The sequence below is a fragment of the Sphingomonas sp. ASY06-1R genome, assembly GCF_052180265.1.
GTDB lineage: Bacteria > Pseudomonadota > Alphaproteobacteria > Sphingomonadales > Sphingomonadaceae > Sphingomonas_I.
In genome coordinates, this window is record NZ_CP197464.1 from 2584619 (window position 1) to 2605671 (window position 21053).

25 protein-coding genes and 1 tRNA gene are annotated in these 21053 nt (G+C 64.8%); 10 read left to right on the forward strand and 16 right to left on the reverse strand.

The window, feature by feature from the left end; genetic code table 11:
• Positions 1-159: 159 nt before the first annotated feature.
• Complete coding sequence (locus ACSBM8_RS12415) at positions 160-1794, forward strand: recombinase family protein (protein ID WP_442681583.1); 1635 nt, start codon at positions 160-162, stop codon at positions 1792-1794.
• On the opposite strand, the gene ACSBM8_RS12420 is transcribed toward ACSBM8_RS12415, so the two are convergent.
• The 5 genes from ACSBM8_RS12420 to ACSBM8_RS12440 form a co-directional block, all read right to left on the reverse strand.
• Positions 1753-1829: transfer RNA gene (locus ACSBM8_RS12420), tRNA-Arg, on the reverse strand. The two genes, ACSBM8_RS12415 and ACSBM8_RS12420, sit on opposite strands and share 42 nt — an antisense overlap.
• A gap of 48 nt (positions 1830-1877) precedes the next feature.
• The gene (locus tag ACSBM8_RS12425) at positions 1878-2327 is read right to left on the reverse strand and encodes a DUF1178 family protein (RefSeq protein WP_442678330.1); all 450 of its coding nucleotides are present in this window, start codon (positions 2325-2327) and stop codon (positions 1878-1880) included.
• Positions 2324-3154: a carbon-nitrogen hydrolase family protein gene (locus ACSBM8_RS12430; protein ID WP_442678331.1), complete on the reverse strand. Its 831-nt coding sequence runs from the start codon at positions 3152-3154 to the stop codon at positions 2324-2326. Before ACSBM8_RS12430 ends, ACSBM8_RS12425 begins: the two co-directional genes overlap by 4 nt.
• Positions 3154-3411, reverse strand: coding sequence for a glutaredoxin 3 (grxC, locus tag ACSBM8_RS12435; RefSeq protein ID WP_442678332.1), 258 nt, complete (start codon positions 3409-3411; stop codon positions 3154-3156). The genes ACSBM8_RS12430 and grxC overlap by 1 nt, the downstream gene beginning before the upstream one ends.
• Before the next feature lie 42 nt (positions 3412-3453).
• Complete coding sequence (locus tag ACSBM8_RS12440; protein ID WP_442678333.1) at positions 3454-4215, reverse strand: double zinc ribbon domain-containing protein; 762 nt, start codon at positions 4213-4215, stop codon at positions 3454-3456.
• An 84-nt stretch (positions 4216-4299) separates the two neighbouring features.
• Here ACSBM8_RS12440 and ACSBM8_RS12445 point away from each other — a divergent pair, with 84 nt between their 5' ends.
• Entirely contained in the window at positions 4300-5115 is an 816-nt protein-coding gene (locus ACSBM8_RS12445) for a methyltransferase domain-containing protein (RefSeq protein ID WP_442678334.1), read from the forward strand.
• On the opposite strand, the gene ACSBM8_RS12450 is transcribed toward ACSBM8_RS12445, so the two are convergent.
• Genes ACSBM8_RS12450 through ACSBM8_RS12470 form a run of 5 tightly spaced genes read right to left on the reverse strand, consistent with a single transcriptional unit; the run spans position 5107 to position 9340 of the window.
• Positions 5107-5511 carry a (deoxy)nucleoside triphosphate pyrophosphohydrolase gene (locus tag ACSBM8_RS12450; protein WP_442678335.1) on the reverse strand — a complete coding sequence of 135 codons (405 nt, stop codon included), beginning with the start codon at positions 5509-5511 and terminating at the stop codon, positions 5107-5109. The genes ACSBM8_RS12445 and ACSBM8_RS12450 overlap by 9 nt on opposite strands.
• A 7-nt stretch (positions 5512-5518) precedes the next feature.
• Entirely contained in the window at positions 5519-6466 is a 948-nt protein-coding gene (locus ACSBM8_RS12455) for an acetyl-CoA carboxylase carboxyltransferase subunit alpha (RefSeq protein WP_442678336.1), read from the reverse strand.
• Positions 6467-6475: 9 nt separating this feature from the next.
• Positions 6476-7408, reverse strand: a complete 933-nt coding sequence (locus ACSBM8_RS12460; RefSeq protein ID WP_442681584.1) for a tyrosine recombinase — start codon at positions 7406-7408, stop codon at positions 6476-6478.
• A 2-nt stretch (positions 7409-7410) separates the two neighbouring features.
• On the reverse strand, positions 7411-9222 hold the full coding sequence (locus ACSBM8_RS12465; protein WP_442678337.1) for a hypothetical protein: 1812 nt from the start codon (positions 9220-9222) through the stop codon (positions 7411-7413).
• Entirely contained in the window at positions 9206-9340 is a 135-nt protein-coding gene (locus tag ACSBM8_RS12470) for a hypothetical protein (RefSeq protein ID WP_442678338.1), read from the reverse strand. The genes ACSBM8_RS12465 and ACSBM8_RS12470 overlap by 17 nt, the downstream gene beginning before the upstream one ends.
• A 73-nt stretch (positions 9341-9413) precedes the next feature.
• Between ACSBM8_RS12470 and ACSBM8_RS12475 the strand changes: the two genes are divergently transcribed.
• Both ACSBM8_RS12475 and aroB read left to right on the forward strand, forming a co-directional pair.
• Complete coding sequence (locus ACSBM8_RS12475; RefSeq protein WP_442678339.1) at positions 9414-9956, forward strand: shikimate kinase; 543 nt, start codon at positions 9414-9416, stop codon at positions 9954-9956.
• Positions 9953-11053, forward strand: coding sequence for a 3-dehydroquinate synthase (gene aroB, locus ACSBM8_RS12480; protein WP_442678340.1), 1101 nt, complete (start codon positions 9953-9955; stop codon positions 11051-11053). The genes ACSBM8_RS12475 and aroB overlap by 4 nt, the downstream gene beginning before the upstream one ends.
• A 13-nt stretch (positions 11054-11066) precedes the next feature.
• Here the strand turns inward: aroB and ACSBM8_RS12485 are convergent, their stop codons facing one another.
• Genes ACSBM8_RS12485 through ACSBM8_RS12510 form a run of 6 tightly spaced genes read right to left on the reverse strand, consistent with a single transcriptional unit; the run spans position 11067 to position 15491 of the window.
• Positions 11067-11957: a hypothetical protein gene (locus ACSBM8_RS12485; protein WP_442678341.1), complete on the reverse strand. Its 891-nt coding sequence runs from the start codon at positions 11955-11957 to the stop codon at positions 11067-11069.
• Between the two features lie 28 nt (positions 11958-11985).
• Positions 11986-12378, reverse strand: a complete 393-nt coding sequence (locus ACSBM8_RS12490; protein ID WP_442678342.1) for a plastocyanin/azurin family copper-binding protein — start codon at positions 12376-12378, stop codon at positions 11986-11988.
• A gap of 2 nt (positions 12379-12380) precedes the next feature.
• Positions 12381-12677, reverse strand: a complete 297-nt coding sequence (locus ACSBM8_RS12495; protein ID WP_442681585.1) for a DUF423 domain-containing protein — start codon at positions 12675-12677, stop codon at positions 12381-12383.
• Positions 12678-12727: 50 nt separating this feature from the next.
• Positions 12728-14506: a cation:proton antiporter domain-containing protein gene (locus ACSBM8_RS12500; RefSeq protein ID WP_442678343.1), complete on the reverse strand. Its 1779-nt coding sequence runs from the start codon at positions 14504-14506 to the stop codon at positions 12728-12730.
• Positions 14503-14940, reverse strand: a complete 438-nt coding sequence (locus ACSBM8_RS12505) for an iron-sulfur cluster assembly scaffold protein (RefSeq protein WP_442678344.1) — start codon at positions 14938-14940, stop codon at positions 14503-14505. The genes ACSBM8_RS12500 and ACSBM8_RS12505 overlap by 4 nt, the downstream gene beginning before the upstream one ends.
• On the reverse strand, positions 14937-15491 hold the full coding sequence (locus ACSBM8_RS12510) for a CvpA family protein (RefSeq protein ID WP_442681586.1): 555 nt from the start codon (positions 15489-15491) through the stop codon (positions 14937-14939). The genes ACSBM8_RS12505 and ACSBM8_RS12510 overlap by 4 nt, the downstream gene beginning before the upstream one ends.
• A 102-nt stretch (positions 15492-15593) precedes the next feature.
• Between ACSBM8_RS12510 and ACSBM8_RS12515 the strand changes: the two genes are divergently transcribed.
• The 6 genes from ACSBM8_RS12515 (at position 15594) to ACSBM8_RS12540 (ending at position 21051) form a co-directional block, all read left to right on the forward strand.
• Entirely contained in the window at positions 15594-16226 is a 633-nt protein-coding gene (locus ACSBM8_RS12515) for a phosphoribosylanthranilate isomerase (RefSeq protein ID WP_442681587.1), read from the forward strand.
• Positions 16223-17455, forward strand: a complete 1233-nt coding sequence (gene trpB / locus ACSBM8_RS12520; RefSeq protein ID WP_442678345.1) for a tryptophan synthase subunit beta — start codon at positions 16223-16225, stop codon at positions 17453-17455. The genes ACSBM8_RS12515 and trpB overlap by 4 nt, the downstream gene beginning before the upstream one ends.
• Positions 17452-18264, forward strand: coding sequence for a tryptophan synthase subunit alpha (trpA, locus tag ACSBM8_RS12525; RefSeq protein WP_442678346.1), 813 nt, complete (start codon positions 17452-17454; stop codon positions 18262-18264). Before trpB ends, trpA begins: the two co-directional genes overlap by 4 nt.
• Positions 18261-19115, forward strand: coding sequence for an acetyl-CoA carboxylase, carboxyltransferase subunit beta (accD, locus tag ACSBM8_RS12530; RefSeq protein WP_442678347.1), 855 nt, complete (start codon positions 18261-18263; stop codon positions 19113-19115). The genes trpA and accD overlap by 4 nt, the downstream gene beginning before the upstream one ends.
• 110 nt (positions 19116-19225) lie before the next feature.
• Positions 19226-20545, forward strand: a complete 1320-nt coding sequence (locus ACSBM8_RS12535) for a bifunctional folylpolyglutamate synthase/dihydrofolate synthase (RefSeq protein ID WP_442678348.1) — start codon at positions 19226-19228, stop codon at positions 20543-20545.
• Positions 20546-20616: 71 nt separating this feature from the next.
• Complete coding sequence (locus tag ACSBM8_RS12540; RefSeq protein WP_442678349.1) at positions 20617-21051, forward strand: DUF6628 family protein; 435 nt, start codon at positions 20617-20619, stop codon at positions 21049-21051.
• The last annotated feature ends 2 nt before the right edge of the window (positions 21052-21053 follow it).

A 21053-nucleotide genomic window follows, 5' to 3' on the forward strand; every position in this document is an offset into this window, starting at 1 on the left:
TGCAGCAGAACGCGGGCGCCCGCTCTGAAAGACCTGGGTCTCCTTCTGGCTTGCACGTTAAGGACTTGGTGTCCTCGCTTCCCGTGACAACAAGGGAAACGCAGTGGGTTCTGGACGCTATCGGGCCCGACATTGTAAGGTTGTTCAAGGAGGCCGCCGATGAAGAAAGCTCCTGAAAACAATGGCCGGAAGCGGGCTTACGCCTATCTGCGCCTCTCCGTCGACAGAGAGGGCGGCGCCCCGCAAAGCATTGAAGCCCAACGCAACGCGATCCGGGCTTACGCCAAGAAGCATGATTTGGAGATTGTTGAGGAGTTTGCCGACGCTGGCTTCAGCGGGCAGACTCAGCATCGTCCGGAGTTCCAGCGGATGGTGGCACAGGCGACGGCGGATGACCGGCCCGTCGATACCGTCCTCATTTACATGCTGAGCCGGCTTGCCCGAAGTATGCGGCTTTTCTTCAACACGATCGGCGATCTGGAAGATGCCGGTGTCGAGGTAATCTCAACAACCGAGGACTTTGGAAAAGGCCGGAGCAGGCGCATCGGCCACACGATTTCTGCGATGTTCGCGGAAGAGCAAGCCCGAGATGCCGCGGTACTTACCCGCAAAAGCCGCAGGGAAAATGCGCGACAAGGCTTCTACAACGGCGGATTGATAGCGTTTGGGTATCGAACCTATGTCGCTCGGCAGGACGATCAGAAAAGCCGAATGAAGTTGGAGATCGTGCCAGAAGAGGCCGCGATCGTCCGGCAGATATTTGATTGGGCCGACGCCGGGCGTGGCGGACGCTGGATCGTGAAGACGCTCAACGAACAAGGCCACACCCTGAGAGGGGCCAGGTTCACGAACGGAAATGTGGCCGGGATCCTGGCCCGCGAGATTTACGCCGGCGAATATCTTGATCGGACGGCGGACGATGACGGCCGCGCACCTGATCGCGAGGAGGCAATCACCGTGTCCTGCCCGGCGATTATAGAACGCGACCAGCATGAGAGAGTGGCCGCGATCAGGGCAGCCCGTAATCCGCGCAAAACCGCCCCTCATGTGGCGGCAGCAACCACGTTGTTGGTGGGTGTAGCCAGATGCGGGATGCCCGGCTGCGCCAGCGGAATGACGATCCGAACCGGTAAGAGCGGCCGCTACGCATATTATGCCTGCAACGACCGTGTGAACCGCGGCGGAAAGTGCACCTGCCCGAGCATTCGTCGCGAGCAATTGGACAGTGCGGTGCTGGAGGCAATCGAGCGGCAATTGCTCGAACCGAATCGGCTGCGTACGCTGCTCAACGAGGTTATAAACCTCTCGGACCAGCGACGTGCCGATCAAGCAGACGAATTGTCGCGCGTGCGGGCGGAGCAAACTCGAGTTCGGACGGCAATCAGCAATCTCCTTGTTCTTGTTGAGCAAGGAGTCATGGGACCGCGCGATCCGGCCTTCGCAGAACGCATGGCGTTCAACCGAGCGCAGTTAGCTTCGCTGACGAGCCGCATCGACACGCTGGAGACGCAGTTAGCCCGAGGATCCCGCCGTATCACGGAGCAAACGGTCGATAGGTTCGGCGCGCTGCTGAAGGCGAAATTGCGCGAGGATGACCCGACGTTGCGCAGCTCCTATCTCCGAATGTTCGTCTCAGAGGTTCGAGTATCGGAGAGCGAAATCGCGATCTGCGGTCCGACAGCTGCGCTTGAAGCCGGCGTGGCCACCGGACTTCCCCGCGGAGGGAAAGTGGTGCCCATCTTTGACCGGGAGTGGTGCCCCGGGAGAGACTCGAACTCCCGACCTGCGGTTTAGGAAACCGTTGCTCTGTCCTGCTGAGCTACCGGGGCTCGGGGCGGACGCCTAAGTGAGGCGGCGCATCGGGTCAACGCCTGCCATCAATGATGCGTTTCCGGCGGTGCGATCGGCAGCGGCAGCGGCGTCACGGCAATGCCGTCTTCGATCAGGGCCTTGGCCTCTTCGCGCGTCGCCTGGCCGTGGATCTGGCGGTCGGGCGCATCCCCGTCATGTATGGCGCGCGCCTCATCCGCGAAACGCGGCCCTACATGCTCCGAACTCGCCAGCGCCTTCGCCTGCATCTTGGCCAACGCCGCCAACATTGCTTTCATTTCGGCGGGAGCAGTGCCGGTTTGAACCGGAACCGGCGCACTCGCGGCATTGCCCTTAGGCGCAACATTGGGCGCCATTACCGCCTTGCTGACCTCGCTGATGCCGCAGATCGGACAGGATACCAGCCCGCGACCGCGCTGATTTTCGTAATCGTCGGACGAGCCGAACCAGGTTTCGAAAACATGTCCGTCGGTGCAGGCCAGATCGAAAACGATCATCGTGCGACCTCGGCCGCGGCAATGGCGCGACGATGCTCCAGCACCGGAATTCGGCTGCGCGCGGCGAGCACGGCCGCACCGTCCAACTCCACGAGCTTCACGCCGACATCGTCCTCCATATCCAGCTGCACCGCGCCCCAGGGATCCACGACCAGGGAATGGCCATAGGTTTCGCGGCCATCGGCATGTTTGCCGGTCTGCGCCGCAGCGACCACATAGGCCGCGGCCTCGATAGCGCGCGCCCGCAGCAATATATGCCAATGCGCCGCACCGGTAGGCCTCGTGAAGGCGGCCGGGATCGAGAAGATCGTCGCGCCGGCATCGCTCAGCGCGCGAAAGAGATCGGGAAAGCGCACGTCATAACAGATTGCCAGCCCGAGCCGGCCCCACGGCGTATCCACGACCAGCGGCTGCCGCCCCGCCCGATAGGCAGCGGATTCGCGAATGGACTGACCGTCCGGCAGGTCGACGTCAAACAGATGCATCTTGTCATAGCGGGCGCGGATCGCCCCCGTATCGTCGATCACATAGCCGCGGTTGGCAAAATGATCGTCGCCCGCTTCATTCCGTATCGCCAGCGAACCCAGATGCACCCACAGACCATATTTGGCGGCCGTCTCGCGCATGGCCGCCAGCGCCACATCCTCGGCTTCGGTCACGATCGAACTGGCGGCGCGTGCACGGTCGCGGTCGAGCACCGCGCTCATTTCGGGCGAAAACAGCATATCCGCCCCTGCGCCCGCCGCGCGCTCCGCCGCCTCTACCAGGGCACGCGCGCCCAGTAGGGGATCGATGCCGGTATTCGCCTGATAAATGGCAGCGCGCATCAGTCCGCCAGCAGGGGATCGAGTTTACCGCGACGCTCCAATGCGACGAGATCATCGGACCCACCGACATGGGTTTCGCCGATGAAGATCTGCGGCACGGTGGTGCGACCATTGGCGCGCTCGATCATCTCGCCGCGTCGCGGGCCGCCCATCGTAATATCGATCTCCTCATACGACACGCCCTTTTCGTCCAGCAGGCGCTTCGCCCGCACGCAATAGGGGCAGAACATCTTCGTATAAACTTCAACCTTGGGCATGGATGCTCCTTTCCACCGATCTGTGGTCGCTCCTACCCCCTGTCAACGCATCTCCTCGTGATCCCGCAGCACGCGAGCCCAACAAAGGACGTTCACCTCACTCGCACCGGCGCGTTTCAGCACGCGCGCGCAGCCCCGGACCGTGGATCCTGTCGTATAGACGTCATCGATCAGAACAACCCGCCGTCCCTTCACGGCCTGTGCCCATTTCGGGTCCAGGCGAAAGGCGCCTGCGACAGTGCGCTCACGGGCAAGCCTGCCCAGGCCGCGCAAGGGCGGGGTCGCCTTGAGACGATCGATCAGATCCAGCGCCAGCTCCCCCGTTCCGTCCCGCACCAGCGCCCGCGCGATCAACGCGGCCTGATTATAGCCCCGCGACCAAAGGCGTCGACGATGTAAAGGGACCGGCGCGATCAAAGCGCCGTCCAGCATCGCCCCGCCCACGCGCCGCATCGGCCGCGCCATTGTCTGTGCGACGCCGGGTCGCCTGCTATATTTCAGTTTCAGCGCCAGTGCGCGCGCGATCGGTCCGTAAGCGACCGCCGCGCGTGCCCGGTCGAAAGGCGGCGGATCGGCCAGGCAGGCGCCGCAGCGCGCTTCGTCATGATAGGCAAGCTCGATCGGTTCCCCGCATTGCCCGCAGGCAGGCCCGCCGAGGAAATCCAGCGCCTGCCAGCAAGCGAGGCAGAACACATGATCCTCCGCCGCAACGGTCCCGCACCCGGGGCAGCGCGGTGGTAGCGCAAATGCGACAATGGCCTGCAAGAATAAGCGCAGCAGGCGGGGCATCGGCAAAAGCGACATGCCGCGCTTGTCCGCTGCGCCACGAGCGGGCACAAGCCCCCCGCCGTGGAGCCGCCTGAAATCTTTGACCGAAGCCTGCGCCGCATGCGGCGGGATCGCGCCGCCGACCGGTTTGGCGACTATAGCTTCCTGCGCGATGCCATAGTCGAAGGGCTGCTCGACCGGCTCGACCTGGTGACGCGCCGCTTCGAACATGCGCTCGATCTTGGGACCGCGGACGGTTCGATGGCGTGCGCGCTCCGCGATCGGGGCATCGAGGTCGTCGCCGCCGATGCCGGCGCGCGCTTCGCCGCCGGCGGCATCCAGTGCGATGAGGATCGGCTGCCGTTCGCGTCGGAAAGTTTCGATTTGATCGTTTCGGCCGCTATACTTGACAGCGTCAACGATTTGCCCGGCGCGCTGGTTCAATGTCGCCGCGCGCTCAAGCCCGACGGGCTGTTTCTGGCGGGCTTCGTCGGAGCGGGTAGCCTGCCACGGTTGAAGAAGGCCCTGCTGGCGGCGGATCAGGCCGCGGGCGGTGCCGTGCCGCAACGCGTTCATCCGCTGATCGACGTGCGCGCGGCGGGTGATCTTTTGACCCGCGCGGGCTTTGCCCTGCCCGTCGCTGACAGCGAGCCGCTCGACGTCGGCTATGCCGATCCCTTTCGCCTGATGACCGATCTCCGCGGCATGGCCGCGACCAACCTGCTTCAAGGCGTCCGGCCGCCATTGACCCGGGGCCGGCTTGTCCACCTCAGCGAGGCGTTCGGGGCGCAGGCGGGTGCGGATGGCCGGGTGCGGGAACGGTTCGAGCTGGTCTTCATGACCGGCTGGTCGCCTGGCCCCGATCAGCCCCAGCCTGCGCGCCGCGGTTCGGGCAAGACATCGCTCGCCGAAGCGCTGCGTCCGCCGTCAGAGTAACGCTTCGAGCAGTCCGATCAGCGGTCGATCCGGGCCCGGCATCTGCAGGCCGTACAGATCCTGGACGCGCACCCACTTCACGACGCCCCCCTCCAGCGATTGGGGGGTGCCCCGCCACTTGCGACAAACATAGAGAAGCAGAACCATGTGCCGGTCGCCACCAGGCTGCCGATCGCTGGCAAAGGTAGCGGGCGCAAGGCAGGCTGCCTCGACATCGATCCCAAGCTCCTCCTTGATTTCCCGGATCAAAGCGGCTTCCGGCGTTTCGCCTTGCTCGACCTTGCCGCCCGGAAATTCCCAATAGCCCGCGAACGGTTTCCCGGGGGGGCGCTGTTGGACCAGCAAGCGACCGTCGGCATCGATCAATGCCACCGCGGCGACAGCGAGGAAGTTCACGCCTGCCTTATCCGATAGCGAGGAACTTGGCGCGCCGCTTCTCGAGCAGCGCGGCCCCGCTCAACCCTTCCAGCTCCGCCAATTCTTCTTCGATAACACTGCCCAGGGCGGCAATGGCAGCGGCCCGGTCACGATGTGCGCCACCGACGGGTTCGGGCACGATGCGGTCGATCACGCCCATCTTCTCCAGATCCTGCGCGGTGATCTTCATCGCCTCGGCCGCATCGGCGGCCTTCTCGGGGCCCCGCCACAAAATGGAGGAGGCGCCTTCGGGCGAGATTACCGAATAGATGGCATGTTCGAACATCAGCACGCGATCGGCCGCCGCCAACGCGACTGCACCACCCGATCCCCCCTCGCCCACGATGATAGCGACGATCGGCACGGTCAGCGCCAGGCATTGCTCGGTCGAACGGGCGATCGCCTCTGCCTGGCCGCGTTCCTCGGCCTGGATGCCGGGAAAGGCACCGGCGGTATCGACCAAGGTGACGACCGGCAGCTTGAACCGTTCGGCCAGCCGCATCAGCCGGATCGCCTTGCGATAGCCTTCGGGCTTGGCCATGCCGAAATTATGTTTGATGCGACTGGCGGTATCGTCGCCTTTCTCATGGCCGATCACCATGACGCGACGTCCGCCGATCCGGCCCAGCCCCCCGACGATCGCCTGGTCCTCGCCGAACGCGCGGTCGCCCGCCAGCGGCATGAAATCCTCGACGAAGCCGGCGACATAATCTTTGAGATGCGGTCGCTCGGCGTGGCGGGCAACCTGCGTCTTCTGCCACGGGGTCAACTTCGCGTAGGTCTCGCGCAGCAACCGATCCGACTTGGTCTGCAGCTTTGCGACTTCCGCCTGGATGTCGAGCGCGCCGTCGTGATTGTCGGCGGTCTCCCGCAACTCGACGATGCGCGCCTCCAGCTCGGCGATGGGTTTTTCGAATTCGAGGAATGCAGCCATGGCGCGCCGTTAGGAGTGGTCGCGGCCAGCGTCAACGCGTGCGCTTAACGGCGCGTCGGCGAGCGGGTGTCTTTGATTGACCAGTTCAACCAGCCGCCGGCCATCGACATGGGTGTAAATCTGCGTGGTGGCGATGTCGGCATGCCCCAACATCGTCTGCAATGCGCGCAAATCCGCGCCCCCCTCCAGCAGATGCGTTGCGAAGGCGTGACGCAGCACATGCGGGCTCACCCGTTCCGGATTGATACCCGCATCCGCGGCGAGCGCACGCAGCAGTTGGAACAATCGGACGCGGCTGAGATGGGCTTTTCCAGACGGAAACAGCCAGGCGCCCTCGCGCGGCAGCGTGGCGGCATAGGATGCCACTGCCGCACGGGCGCGATCCGAAATCGGAACCAGCCGTTCGCGTCCACCCTTGCCGCGCAGGATGAGGAAGGGCTGATCGTGCCGGATCAGGTTGCGCGGCAATGATACCAGCTCGGTGGCGCGCAGCCCCGATCCGTAGAGAAGTTCGACCAAAGCCGACAAACGCAAATTGGCGGGCGAGCCGTCAATCTCCAGCCGCCGCGCAATCTCCGCGAACAGCCGATCGACGTCCGCATGATCCAGGATACGCGGCAGCGTGCGGGCGACACCGGGCCGGGGCAGCGCATCGGATGGATCGTCGGCGCGCAGCCCCTCCTCCGCCAGAAAAGCGAAGAACCGTCTTAACGCGGACGCCTTCCGGGCCACGCTACTCGACGCGAGCGGGAGCCAATGCTCGCCCAATTGCACCAGCGCGCCGGACGTGGCGCATCCCAATGTACCACCCAGCAATTCGGATGCACCGGCCAGATCCCGCCGATAGGCAGCCAGCGTATTCTTCGCCGCACCCGCTTCCGCAGCCATCATCTCGAGGAAACGATCGATCAGGGCGGGATCGTCGCCGCGTGATGCGATCATGGTCACAACCGCGTCATTGCCTCGGCCGAAATCATGCGCGCCTCATTTTCCATACCCACCGCGCGCAGCGCACTGATCATCTGGTAGAAATCGGCGGCGGGAACCCCGTTCCAATTCGGTGCCTGCATGCCCGTGGCGACAAGCAGCGCCACCGTGCCGCGTTGCCCGCCCGAAACGGCGCGCCGCAACGCGCTCCCATAGACACTTGGCTGCCCGAGCGTCACGCCGACGCGCGCGGCGAGCTTGGCCGCGTCCGCGTCGGGCAGCCGCCCCAGACCGGCGAGGGCCGAGATCAGCAAGGCGCTACGCTGCGATCCCGACGATCCGGCGCGATCGATGAACTTGCGGACCCGGCCGGAATCGACCTCCATGACCGGCCTGCTCGCGCCAACGGCCAGGATCGACCAGGCACGATCCCCGTCCGCGCCACTCGCCGCATTCACAACGTTCGCCCAGCGTTCGGCCTGCAAGTCGAAGCCCGCCGAAAAGAGCGACGCCAACAGCGGCGCGACATCGTCCTTCAGCCCGGCCGAGGGAATGATCCCCTCTGCGGCACGCGCGGTGAGGATCGACGCGGCATAGCGATCCCGCTCATTGCCCTCCCCATTGTTGGCCGCATCCCAGAGCGCGTGCATCGCGGCGATCCGGGCATCATCGTCATCGCCGCGATAGGCGGCGCGCAGCCGCCCGGCCGGACTGTTGGTGTCCTGATCGCCCGCCTCGTCCATCACGCGACCGTAGAGATCGACCAGATCCGCGTTGGAAAATATGCCCAAGGCTGCGGCAAGGCGGGCCGGACCGATCCGGTCTGCCGCCGTCAGATAGGGTGACCGGGCCAGCCAAGCCTGGAAGGATATCGGCGCAGAATCGAGCAGGTTCTGGGGTATTGTGACGCCCAGCGCGGTCGCCAGGCCGAACCGCCAGTCCGTCAGCGAATCCACCGCAGCCCATTCCAGCTGAATCTGCCGCCGGCCGCCGCCACCGGCCGCCACCAGCTTCTCCGCCAGCGCATGATCGATCGGATCGCCCGACGGCGCGCGACCGATCGTGGCGTTGGCGGTCGCCTGATCGCCGGCCATGGTGGCACACATGGCCCGGATCATCGGCCAGGCAGGCTGTCCGCCGACCTCCTCACTGCCGTCAGGCAGCGGACACAGCCCCTGCGGATCCGACGTTGCGAGCGCAGTGGCGATGGCAACGCGACGCAGCCGCGGGCTGAAGCGATCGACATCCACGCTCTGCACCAGCATCCGCGCGCCGTCTGCTTCGCCCATCCGCAGCAACAAGGCCGCGCGATCCGCGACCCAGTCCGCCTTGCCCTCGCCCGGCGGTGCCGGGGTTACGCCCAGCAACACCCGGCGCAGCATGATTTCCGCCCAGCGCGATGCGATAGGCGCCTGCATGCGGCGCATCAGGGTGACGATGTAGCGCCCGTCCGCCGCACCGAAAGCATCTTCGCCATAGATCGCATCCGTGCCGACGCGCTCCAGCGGACGCCGCGAATCGTCCGGTATCTCGTCGGGCAATTTGACTTCGGCGTCTGCCAGATCGCCGATGTCGGACGGCAGCAGCGACGGAGTCGACACCGCAACCGCCTCGTCCGCATTGGGCGAGACCGGGGGCACAATCGTACCGGCGGCCGGCCCCTGCCCGTTTGCATTGGCGGGCGGTGGCGTTTCCGGCCGGACAGGCGCGTTGCCGAAGCCGGGCGGCAGAATCGATTGCGGCCCGCTTTGCCCCATCGCCGGCAGGGCAAGGGTCAGGCTGGCCGTACCCGCCAGCGCCGCGACAAGTCGTTTAGTGCGCCGATGCATTCGTCACCGGCTGTTCGACATGCGTAAGTGGCACCGGACGGTCCAGCCCCGACAATGCGAACATGGCGCCGACGATGACGACCAGGAGGATCAGCAGAATAAGGATCGGGCGCGGCAAGTTTGGCATCCTTCAAGAAATCATTCGCGATCGCGCTTTTGCCCGACCCAGGGCGCCTGTGTATAGCCCCGGCATGTTGCCAGCCACCAATCCTCAGCCGGGCATGATCGATCGTCCGATCGTGCTGATCGGTTTGATGGGGGCCGGCAAATCCACGGTTGGACGCCGGCTGGCGAGCCGGCTCCATCTTTCCTTTGTCGATTCGGATCATGAGATCGAAGAGGCGGCCGGCCTGACGATCGCGGAGATGTTCGAGCGATATGGCGAAGCGGAATTTCGCGATGGGGAACGGCGGGTGATTGCGCGCCTGATCGATGGCACGCCCAAGGTCATCGCGACGGGAGGCGGCGCTTTCATGGACGATCATACCCGCTCGCTTATCCTGGAGCGTGCGACGGCAATCTGGCTGGATGCAGACGTGCGGGTGTTGGCGGAGCGGGTTGCCCGCCGCGCTGGATCGCGCCCTTTGCTGAAGGGGGGGAATGCCCGCGAAAAGCTTGCTGCGCTCGCCAAGGTTCGCAATCCCATCTACGCTCTGGCACCCATCCATATCCGCAGCCGTCCCTCGCCACATGAAGCGACCGTGGACGCGATCCTGAAAGCGCTTGGCCAATGATGAAAGTAGACGTGGGCCTGGGCGAACGCAGCTATCCGATCCTGATCGCGGCGGGATTATTGGATGATGCCAGGACGCAATTGGCGCCATTGGCGCGCCGCGATCGGCTGATTGTCGTCACCGATGACCATGTCGCCGCAACGCAATTGCCGCGCCTCGCCGCTGGCCTCGCCGATATCGAGATCGTGCCGATCATCCTGCCCGCGGGCGAGGCGACCAAAAGCTGGCCGGTGCTGGAGCGGCTGACCGATCGCCTGCTGGACGAGGGTGTCGAACGCAGCGATCGCATCATCGCCTTGGGCGGTGGCGTCATCGGTGATCTGGTCGGCTTTGCCGCGTCCATCCTGAAGCGCGGCTGCGGCTTCGTGCAGGTTCCGACGACCCTGCTGGCCCAGGTCGATTCCTCGGTAGGCGGCAAGACTGCGATCAACACCCGCGCCGGCAAGAATCTGGTCGGCGCCTTCCATCAGCCCGATCTCGTCCTGATCGATCCGACCACGCTCGATACGCTGGCGGCGCGGGAAGTACGGGCGGGATATGCCGAGGTCGTCAAATATGGCCTGATCGACGATTTCGAATTCTTCAGCTGGTGCGAAGCCCATGCAGTAAAGCTGCTGGCGGGCGATGCCGATGCGCGCAGTCATGCGATCGCACATAGCGTCGCCGCCAAAGCGCGCGTCGTCGCCGCCGATGAGCGTGAGACAACCGGCACCCGCGCCCTTCTCAATCTGGGCCACACCTTCGGCCATGCGCTTGAGGCGGAGACCGGATTCTCGGACCTGCTCCTTCACGGTGAGGGCGTGGCCTGTGGCATGGCCCTGGCGTTCCGCTTTTCGGCGGCTACGGGCTTATGTTCCGGTCAGGACGCCGCCCGCGTTACGCGACATCTGGCCGATGCCGGCCTTCCAACCACGCTGGCGGAAGCGCATGTCGATGCCGACGGTGCAACGCTGGTCGGGCATATGGCGCATGACAAGAAAATGGCGGGCGGGCGGCTACCCTTCCTCCTCGCACGCGGTATCGGCCAGACATTCCTGGCCAAGGATGTGGATCTTCAGCACGTCGCGCATTTCCTGGACGACGAGCGGCGCAGGTAGCGCACGCAGCGGCTTAGCGGGCGCGCGCGACGCGTAACTTGGCGGGCCGGAATCCTGCCCGCTTCTTCCACGTGAGCAGGCCGTCGCCGCCATGCTCTGCCGCCCCGTACAGCAAAATATGCGCGTCCCGCGCGGCGGGCTCGGGCGCTTCGATCAGCCACCGTACGATCTGATGATGGAGCAGCAGCATCACGCCGTCGCCGAGGCGATCGCTGTGTCCCATGATCTCCGTATAGTGGACCACGTCGCCGAGGCGCATCATCTTCACATAGGCGACCAGCCGCTCTGCGGTTTCCACCTCGCCCTGCTTGTGCCCCGGTTCAGGCGCGAAAATGCCCCACCAGATCGTCCAGTGAACGGGGCAACACGGCGCCGCCACGGGCAAGGTCTCGGTCGCCGGTCGACCGACATGATGGGGTTTCAGCAGCCATCGGTCGATCACCGGGCCCGCGGCGCGGAACGCCATCGACGTCTTGATCGCGTGAAGATCGTCGACATGCGAGGCGAGCATGAACTGCCGCGCCGTATAGCCCATCCGTTGCGCGCGACGGATCTTGGATAAGGTGCGGGACGATCGTTCCTTGAGCACCCGCTCGAAGGCGGCAAAATCGCCCAGCCGATCCAGATCGATCACCATCGGCGTCAGCCGGATGGCCGCGGCGCGATCGCCTGCGGGATCGGACGGCGCAGCATAGCGCCGCAGCAATTTGGGAACCTGGTCCGTATGCAGCGGGCACGGTGTCCGGCAGTCCTCAGGGCGATGCCAGGCCACGCGCGTTTCCACGCGCTCGCCATCGGTCATTCCGAACGCGCGTAGACGCGATGCGCGTCGAAACAGCACCAGCGCCGGCTCCATCACGGCCTGGTGCAGCCGCACCGCAAGCATGTTCAGAAGATTGCTCATCCGCTTGCGGCGCTAAGTGGGCAGGCGATCACTGCACGGCGATCACGCCGGTCATACCGAAGGTATCGTGCATGAAGTGGGAACAATGAACGTCGTAATTGGCCACGGCGGGCGCAATCACACGAATGTCAGCGCTCTCCCCGCCCCGTAGCTGAACCTTGCCGCGATAGGCCTTGGCACGATCACCCGGACTGATCTGCGCCGCCGAGAAGAACGACTTGGCCGAGAAATCATGCCCGCCACGCGCGCGGTTCACGAAGTGCAGAATGTAAGGCTGCCCATGGCGCAGCACGATACGGTTTGGGGTATATTTGAAATCGGCGAGGTCGATGTCGATCCGCTTCGCCGTCTTCCAATTCTGGGCGGATGCCACCGCCGGGAAGGCCAAGGCCGCGAACGCCAGGCAAGTCCAGTATTTCATCTTCAAATCTCCTGACGGGAAACCGCCGCCCGCCATGCCAGCATCAGCCAGCCCGCGATCATGGTTAGTCCGCCCAAGGGGGTGATAGCGCCGAGCCAATGGGGGCCGCCCAGCGCCATGACGTAGAGCGTCGCTGCGAACAGCGCCGATCCACCGAGCAGCAATGCCGCGGGCCACCTTGTGCCAAGCTGAACCGCAACGATGGCCGCAACGGCATGGATCAGTTGATATTCGCCGCCGGTTCGCAGCCATTCGGCTGGCTTGCCCGCCGCATCATGCGCTCCAAACGCCCCTGCCATGATCGCGACCGCGCCGGACAATGCCGCCAGACGCACCAGAACGCTGCCCGTCACTTCTTGTCGTCCAGCAACAATTCGTCTTCCAGCAACAGCAGCTTGCTTGGCGAGAATAACGAGCGCGCTTCCTGCGAGAAGAGGCCGCTTTCCGCCTGCACCCGCAGCCTTTCCGTATCGCGTGCGCGATAGGCCTGCTCGATCCGCACGATCACGTCATCATGGACGCCCAGCGTCTGCAGCGTCTTGCGCCCCATCAGGATAGCGCTTTCGAACACCTCCCGGATGACCGCAACGGTGTCCAGCCCGCGATAGCTGATCAACGCGCGGCGATCATAGGCGCGGACGAAAATGGCGGCCTGGCGGAAGGTCTTCAGCGCTATTTCCAACTCTTCCCGGTCGAGCTGATCCTTGTCCATCGCAAAGACGATCGTCCGCGCTTCATCGGCACCGGCTTGCTGCAACAATTCCAGGCGGGTGCCGTCGCCATAATAGACCTTCAGGCCGAAACGGGCGGCAATGTCGATCATCTCCGCATCGCTGTCGATGATCGTCACGGAGATGCCGGCGCCCATCAGCATCTGCGATACGGTCTGGCCGAACCGTCCATATCCCACGACAATGGCGGCAGCTTGTGCGGCGCGTTCCGGTCCGTCCAGATCGTCCCGCTTGACCGCGCCCTTGGGGCGATTGAATCGCGTGGCCACCATCATCAGGAACGGCGTCGTTACCATCGACAGGGTCACGATCGCGCTGAACAGGCTCGCAACATCGGGCTGGATCAACAGGCCCGCGGCGGCCTGGCCAAACAACACATAGCCGAATTCGCCACCCTGGCTGAGGAGCAAGCCGAGCGCGAACGCCGATCGTCGTTCCACCCCGAAGATCAACGCCACCAGGAAGATCAGCGCTGCTTTCACCGCCACGACCGCCAGCGCCATGCCGATGACGAACATCGGCCGGGCGACGATGGCATGCAGATCGAGGTTCATGCCGATCGCCAGGAAGAACAGCCCCAGGAGCACCGTTCGGAATGGCTCGATGTCGGCCTCCAGTTCGTGCCGATACGGCGAGTCCGCGAGCATCACGCCGGCGATGAATGCGCCGAGCGCGGTGGAGATGTGCAGCAGCTCCATCACCGCCGACGCCGCAAGCACCGTGAACAGCCCGGCAGCGATGAACAGCTCCCGCTCGCCCATGCCGCCGATCAGGCGGAAGAGCGGATTGAGCAGGTAACGCCCGGCCAGAACAAGGCCGACTACGGCGCCGACCGTATACAGACCCAGCAACCAGCCCGGAGGCGCGGCCGGATCGGCCGGCGCGCGCGACAGGCTGGCAATGATCGTGATCAGCGGGACGATCGACAAATCCTGGAACAGCAGGACGGAAAACGCCCGCTCCCCGAAGGGCGTGTTCAAACGCCCCGCCGAACGCAGCATCGGCAGGACCTGCGCGGTCGACGACAAGGCAAGCGGCAGCCCCAGCGCGAGCGCGGCCTGCCACGTAAAGCCGATAAAGTAGATGACGACGGCAAGGCCGGCACCACATAGCGCCACCTGGGCAAGCCCGAAGCCGAATATGTCCCGGCGCAACCGCCACAGGCGGGTCAGATTAAGCTCCAGGCCGACCAGGAACAGCAGCAATGTTATGCCAAGGTCCGCGATCCCGAGCTTCGTTTCCGCGCCGTCCACCAGCCGCAGCGCATGCGGCCCGATCAGCGCACCCGCAACGATATAGCCCAGCGTGGCGCCGAGCCCGAGCTTGCGGAACAGCAGCACGAAGGCCAGCGCGACCCCCAGCATGATCACGCCATCGGTAACGAGCGTCTCGTTCATGCTGCCTCCGCCGTGCGCGCACGTTCTGCCGCTTCGGTGACGGCCTCGAATGCCAGGCGGATCGATGCATGGCGCGCGCTATGCGCACGCGCCGGCGCGAACAATTGCAGCCCGGGCCAATCGCCCGGATCGTCGCGTTGCCCCGCAAGATAGGCAGCAAGTGCGTCGCGCGCCTCGATCAGCTCGGCCAGATTGCGCCCGATTGCATGCGCACCCATCAGGGATGCCGAGGCCTGCCCCAGCGCACAGGCACGCACCTCCTGACCCAGGCCGACGATCCGGCCGTCGGGACCCAGCGTCACGTCCACGGTGATCCGGCTGCCGCAGATCGGCGAACGCCGTTCCGACGTACCTTGCGCAGCCGCGAGGCGTGTCTGATGCGGGATGGAGGTCGCGAGCTTCAAAATCTCGCTATTGTATAAGGTCTCCGTCACCGGAAGCCCCCGCTGTTGGTCTGCGCATTGTCGGGCTCGGGACCTGGATCGGACGCGCGCGTACGGCGATGCTGCACCCAATCGACGACCGCACGTCCGCTGGCGTTCAGCAGGGGATAGGTGCGCGACGTGCGAATGAAGCCGGGACGCTCGGATCTGCCGCCATAGACGGTATCGTAGACGAGGTTGACGCCCAGGAAGAGCACGGTTGCCACCAGCAAGCCCTTTAGGGCGCCGAAGCCGAGCCCCAAGGCGCGATCGAATGGGCCGAGCACCGACGTTCGGGTGCGCCGGCCAAGCGATGCCGCGACCATCTTGCCGCCAAAGAAGACGACACCGAACACGAGGGCAAAGGCCAACACGGCGGCACCGCTGGGATTATGGACGATGTGGACCATCAGGCCCGAAACCGGGCCATGCAGCATCTTCAGCGCAAAGATCGCCGCGCCCCACGCGAACAGCGACAGGACCTCCGTGACGAAACCGCGGAGTACCCCCAGGATCGCCCCGCCGCCAATCAGGAGCAGGACGACGATGTCCATTGCGGTCAGCATGGACACGCTATGGCAACCGCCCTACCCAATCACAAGGCCTCAAGGCGCAAGTCATTCTTGCTTGCGCTTGGCCTGCGCTTTCCCCACCTCGCGACCATCATGCAGCTCCAGACCAAGATATGCGGCTTGTCCGATGCCCAGACCGTCGATGCGGCAATCGCCGGCGGTGCCGCGTGGCTGGGCTTCGTCTTCTATCCGAAAAGCCCGCGCGATCTTACGACCGAGCAGGCGGCGGCGTTGATCAGTCGCACGCCAGGCGGCGTAGGTAAGGCAGCCGTCCTGGTCGATCCCGACGACATGCTGGTCGAGAGGGTCGTTGCAACGGGCGTGACGGCCTTGCAGCTTCACGGCCATGAAAGTCCCGCCCGACTGGCCGAATTGCGCCGCTACCCGCTCGAATTGTGGAAAGCGGTGCCGGTGCGCACGCGTCAGGATCTGGACGTTGCGAAGCTCTATCGCGGCGTGGCGGACCGCATCCTCTACGATGCGCGCACGCCTGCCGGCACGCTCCCGGGGGGGATGGGCTTACGCTTTGACTGGACGCTGCTTCACGGTTTCGTCCATCCTTTGCCCTGGGCATTGTCCGGCGGGCTGGATGCCGCGAATGTCGCGGACGCCGCCCGTTCGACGGGCGCACGCCTGATCGACGTTTCGTCCGGCGTCGAAAGCGCGCCGGGCGTCAAGAATGTGGACAAGATCACAGCCTTCCTCCAAGCGGCAGCCCAATCATGACCATTGCAAATTCCCTTCGTCAGCAGCCCGATCCATCGGGCCATTTCGGCGATTTCGGCGGCCGCTATGTCGCCGAGACGTTGATGCCCCTCATCCTTGAACTGGACCGCGAATATCGCGCGGCGAAGGTCGATCCGGCCTTCAAGGCCGAGCTCGACGGGCTGATGACGCATTATGTCGGTCGCCCCAGCCCGCTTTATTATGCGGAACGGCTGACGGAGACGCTGCGCGCCTCCGCGCCGGAGGGCATGGGACCCAAGATCTATTTCAAGCGCGAAGAGCTGAATCACACCGGCGCGCACAAGATCAACAACTGCATCGGTCAGATCCTGCTGGCACGGCGGATGGGGCGGACCCGGATCATCGCCGAAACCGGTGCGGGGCAGCATGGCGTAGCGACTGCGACCGTCGCCGCACGCTTCGGTTTGCCGTGCGTGATCTATATGGGCGCCAAGGACGTCGCGCGGCAGCAGCCCAACGTCTTCCGCATGAAATTGCTCGGTGCCGAAATCGTACCGGTCACAAGCGGTGCGCAGACGCTGAAGGATTCGATGAACGAGGCGCTGCGCGACTGGGTCGCCAATGTCGACGACACCTTCTACCTGATCGGAACAGCGGCTGGCCCGCATCCCTATCCGGAACTGGTCCGCGATTTCCAATCCGTGATAGGCATTGAGGCCAAGGCACAGATTTTGGAGGCAGAAGGTCGGCTGCCTGACCTGTTGGTGGCCTCGGTTGGCGGTGGATCGAACGCGATCGGCCTGTTTCATCCCTTTCTGGACGACCCCGACGTCAAGATGCTCGGCATCGAGGCGGCCGGGCATGGCCTTCACACCACGCAGCATGCCGCCAGCCTCAACGGCGGCACGCCCGGCATCCTCCACGGCAACAAGACCTATTTGCTGCAGGATGAGGATGGCCAGATCGCCGAAGCGCACTCCATCTCCGCCGGCCTGGACTATCCCGGGATCGGCCCCGAGCATAGCTGGCTGCATGATATCGGGCGCGTGCAATATGAACCTGCGACAGACCAGGAAGCACTCGACGCCTTCCAGCTCTGCTCCCGCACCGAGGGCATCATTCCTGCGCTGGAATGCGCCCATGCCCTTGCAGCAATCGTGCGCAAGGCACGGGAATATCGACAGGACCAGATCATCCTGCTGAATCTTTCCGGCCGGGGCGACAAGGACATCTTCACGGTTGCGGAAGCGCTGGGAGTGGCGATGTGAGCCGCCTTTCGGCTGCCTTCGCCAAGGGTCGGCCCGCGCTCGTGACGTTCGTCACCTGCGGCGATCCCACGCCTGCGGCGATGCCCGCAATCCTCGACGCGCTGGTGGAAGGCGGTGCCGACGTGATCGAGCTCGGCATGCCCTTCACCGATCCCATGGCGGACGGCCCGGCAATTCAACGCGCCAACCTCCGTGCGCTGGCGGCCGGGACCCGCACGTCGGACATCTTCGCCATCGCCAACGGCTTCCGCGCGCGACATCCCGATGTTCCGCTGGTGCTGATGGGCTATGCCAACCCCATGCTCCGGCGCGGGGCCGCCTGGTTTGCCGATGCCTGCGCCGGCGCGGATGTCGATGGCGTGATCTGCGTCGATACACCCGCCGAAGAAGATGCGGCGCTCGGTCCGGCGCTTCGGTCAGCGGGCATCGCCGTCATCAGGCTCGCCACCCCGACCACCGACGCCGCCCGCCTGCCCGCAGTGCTCGGCAGCGCCAGCGGTTTCCTATATTACGTATCGGTCGCGGGCATCACCGGCATGCAGCAGGCCGCCAGCGGCGCCGTGGCGCAGGCGGTTGCGACGTTGAAGCAGAGCACCGATCTTCCGATCGCGGTCGGCTTCGGCGTACGGACGCCAGAGCAAGCGGCGGCGATTGCCGAGGCGGCCGATGGCGTGGTCGTCGGATCCGCGATCGTGGATGTCATCGCTGCCGCGGCCGACGAGGGCATCGACCCCGCCCCCGCCGTTGCCAATCTTGTTAGGACTTTAAGCGGCGCCGTGCATGCCGCACGTAAGGAGATGGCGGCATGAGCTGGATCGATCGGGTGCGCAACGCGCTGCCCTTCATGCCCAAGCGCGAAACGCCGGATAACCTTTGGCACAAATGTCCCCACTGCGGGACGATGCTGTTCTCGCGGGAATATGAAGAGAACCAGTCCGTCTGCCCGAAATGCCAGCATCATGGCCGGATCGGCGCGGACGCACGGTTCGATGCTATCTTCGATGGCGGCATCTACACGCCGCTTCCCGCGCCGCAGGTGCGGGAAGATCCGCTGAAGTTTCGCGACTCCAAACGGTACGCCGATCGGATCAAGGCCGCCCGCGTCAAGACCGGCGAGGCCGATGCCCTGATCAATTCGTCCGGCCGGATCGAAGGGTTCAAGGCGGTAATCGGGGTCCAGGACTTCGATTTTCTCAGCGGCACGATGGGCTTGGCCGTGGGCGCCGCCTTCGTTGCCGGCATCCAGGCGGCCATCGCGGACCGTTGCCCGTACATCATCTTCACCTCCGGCGGCGGCGCGCGCATGCAGGAAGGCATAATGAGCCTGATGCAAATGCCGAAGACGACGGTGGCCGTGCAGCAACTGCGCGAGGCGGGACTTCCCTATATCGTCGTGCTGACGGACCCGACGACCGGCGGCATCACCGCATCCTATGCGATGCTGGGTGACGTGCAGATCGCGGAGCCCGGCGCGCTGATCGGGTTCGCCGGCCAGCGGGTCATTGAAAGCACCGTGCGCGAGAAATTGCCCGAAGGTTTCCAGCGTGCCGAATATCTGCTGGATCACGGCATGCTGGACATGGTGGTCCACCGGCACAAGCTGCGCGCAGAACTGGCGCGCCTGATCGCCTATCTGTGTCCAGGCATGAAAGCGGCATGATGGACTGCGTCGCCAGACGGCACCTGCCGCTCTGCGGCAGCGCTATCGCGTGACGTTCGACGCGAACAACGCTCTGCACCGCCTTCGCCCCTGAGAAGCAGGTCAAGACAATGGCCGATTTCGCCGTATCGTCCGACCCCGCGGTTCAGCAGCAGCTCGACCGGCTATCGACGCTTTCCCCGGGCGCCGACACGCTCGGGCTGGAGCGGGTCACCGCCTTGCTCGCGCGGCTCGGCAATCCGGAACGGTCGCTGCCGCCAGTCTTCCACGTCGCTGGCACGAACGGCAAGGGATCGACCTGCGCCTTTCTGCGGGCCGCCCTCGAAGCGTCGGGCAAGAAGGTTCACGTCTATACGAGCCCGCATCTCGTCCGCTTCAACGAACGCATTCGGATTGGCGGGTCGATTGTCGATGACGCTCCCCTGGCAGGCCTGCTCGATGAGGTGCTCACCATCGCCGAGGGCGTGGGGCCTAGCTTTTTCGAGGTGACCACAGCCGCGGCATTGCTGGCCTTTGCCCGGCATCCGGCCGACGCCTGTATCATCGAGGTCGGATTAGGCGGTCGTCTCGATGCCACCAACGTCATCGAGCGCCCGGTCGTCTGCGGCATCGCCCAACTTGGCTTGGATCATCAGCAATTTCTGGGCGACCGTATCGAGCAGATCGCGGCCGAAAAGGCCGGCATCGCCAAAAGCAATGTGCCGCTGATCACCCAACATTATCCTGCCAGCCTGGCCAACGAGATCGGGCGCGTCGTGCGGCAGGTGGGTGCGCACTGGCTGGCAAAGGGCGGGACGTGGGACGCATCGCCCTATCGCAACAAAATCCATTATCATGACGCGTTGGGTGAGCTCGAACTGCCGATGCCGCGCCTCCCCGGCAGCCATCAGGCGGGTAATGCGTCGCTGGCCATCGCGATGCTGCGTCACCAACAGGCGATCGAGGTTGCTCCCGCAGCGCTGCGTGCCGCGATGGGATGGGCGGAATGGCCGGCGCGCCTTCAGCGTCTTGCCACCGGCCCTCTGCCCGCGTCTTTGCCTGCCGGCAGCGAATTGTGGCTGGACGGCGGACACAACCCCGCCGCGGGACGTGCGATCGCCGACTTTTTCCGCGCCCGGATCGCACCGGGGCGGCCATTCCACCTGATCCTCGGCATGTTGGCCAACAAGGATCTACGCGGCTTTCTCGAGCCCTTTGCCGGAAGTGCGGCGCATATCTGGGCAGTGCCGGTTCCCGGCCACGACCATCATGGGCCGGCGGCGGTCGCCAATGTGTGCGGGTCGCTGGCACTGGCATTTTCGTCCGCGCCGGATCCGGCCGCAGGCTTGCAGAAGATTGCCGCGGCTTCGGCCGCTCCACTCGTTTTGATCGGCGGCTCGCTTTATCTTGCTGGAACCGTCCTCTCGGCGAATGGAACCATCCCGACCTGAAGATTGGCGCTTATTGCGATTGACTATCATTAGCTAAAATGAAAGCATGGCGATCCTGATAGGAGCTGCCCATGCGCGATACCGATCCGCAAACCCTTCTGCCGCACACGGCACCCGCCAATCCTTATCGTCGTTTATTGCTGTATGGCATCCGCCGCATGGCGGTCGGCGGCATTGCGGATGCCCATGCCGCACATGCCTTCTTCACGGGCTTTGGGCTCGGATATCGCCGGCCGCTCGTCCTGTTACGGGCGCTGATGGCAGAACTCGCACGCGTCTCTGGTTCGAAATTGACGGTCGCGCCCTGCTGCTGTCAGCGCATGACCAGCGACGAAGCAACGCTGTTGGACCTGATTGCTGACGCGCCCGACAATCCCGACGGCGTGCATCTGGCCATGAATGGCCTTCTGCACGTGCGCACCTGCTTGGGCGTGTTGGTAAGTGCCCAGGCCGTCGCATCCGCATTTGGCGACCTCGGCATGCCGCTCAGCCACGATTGCGCATAATG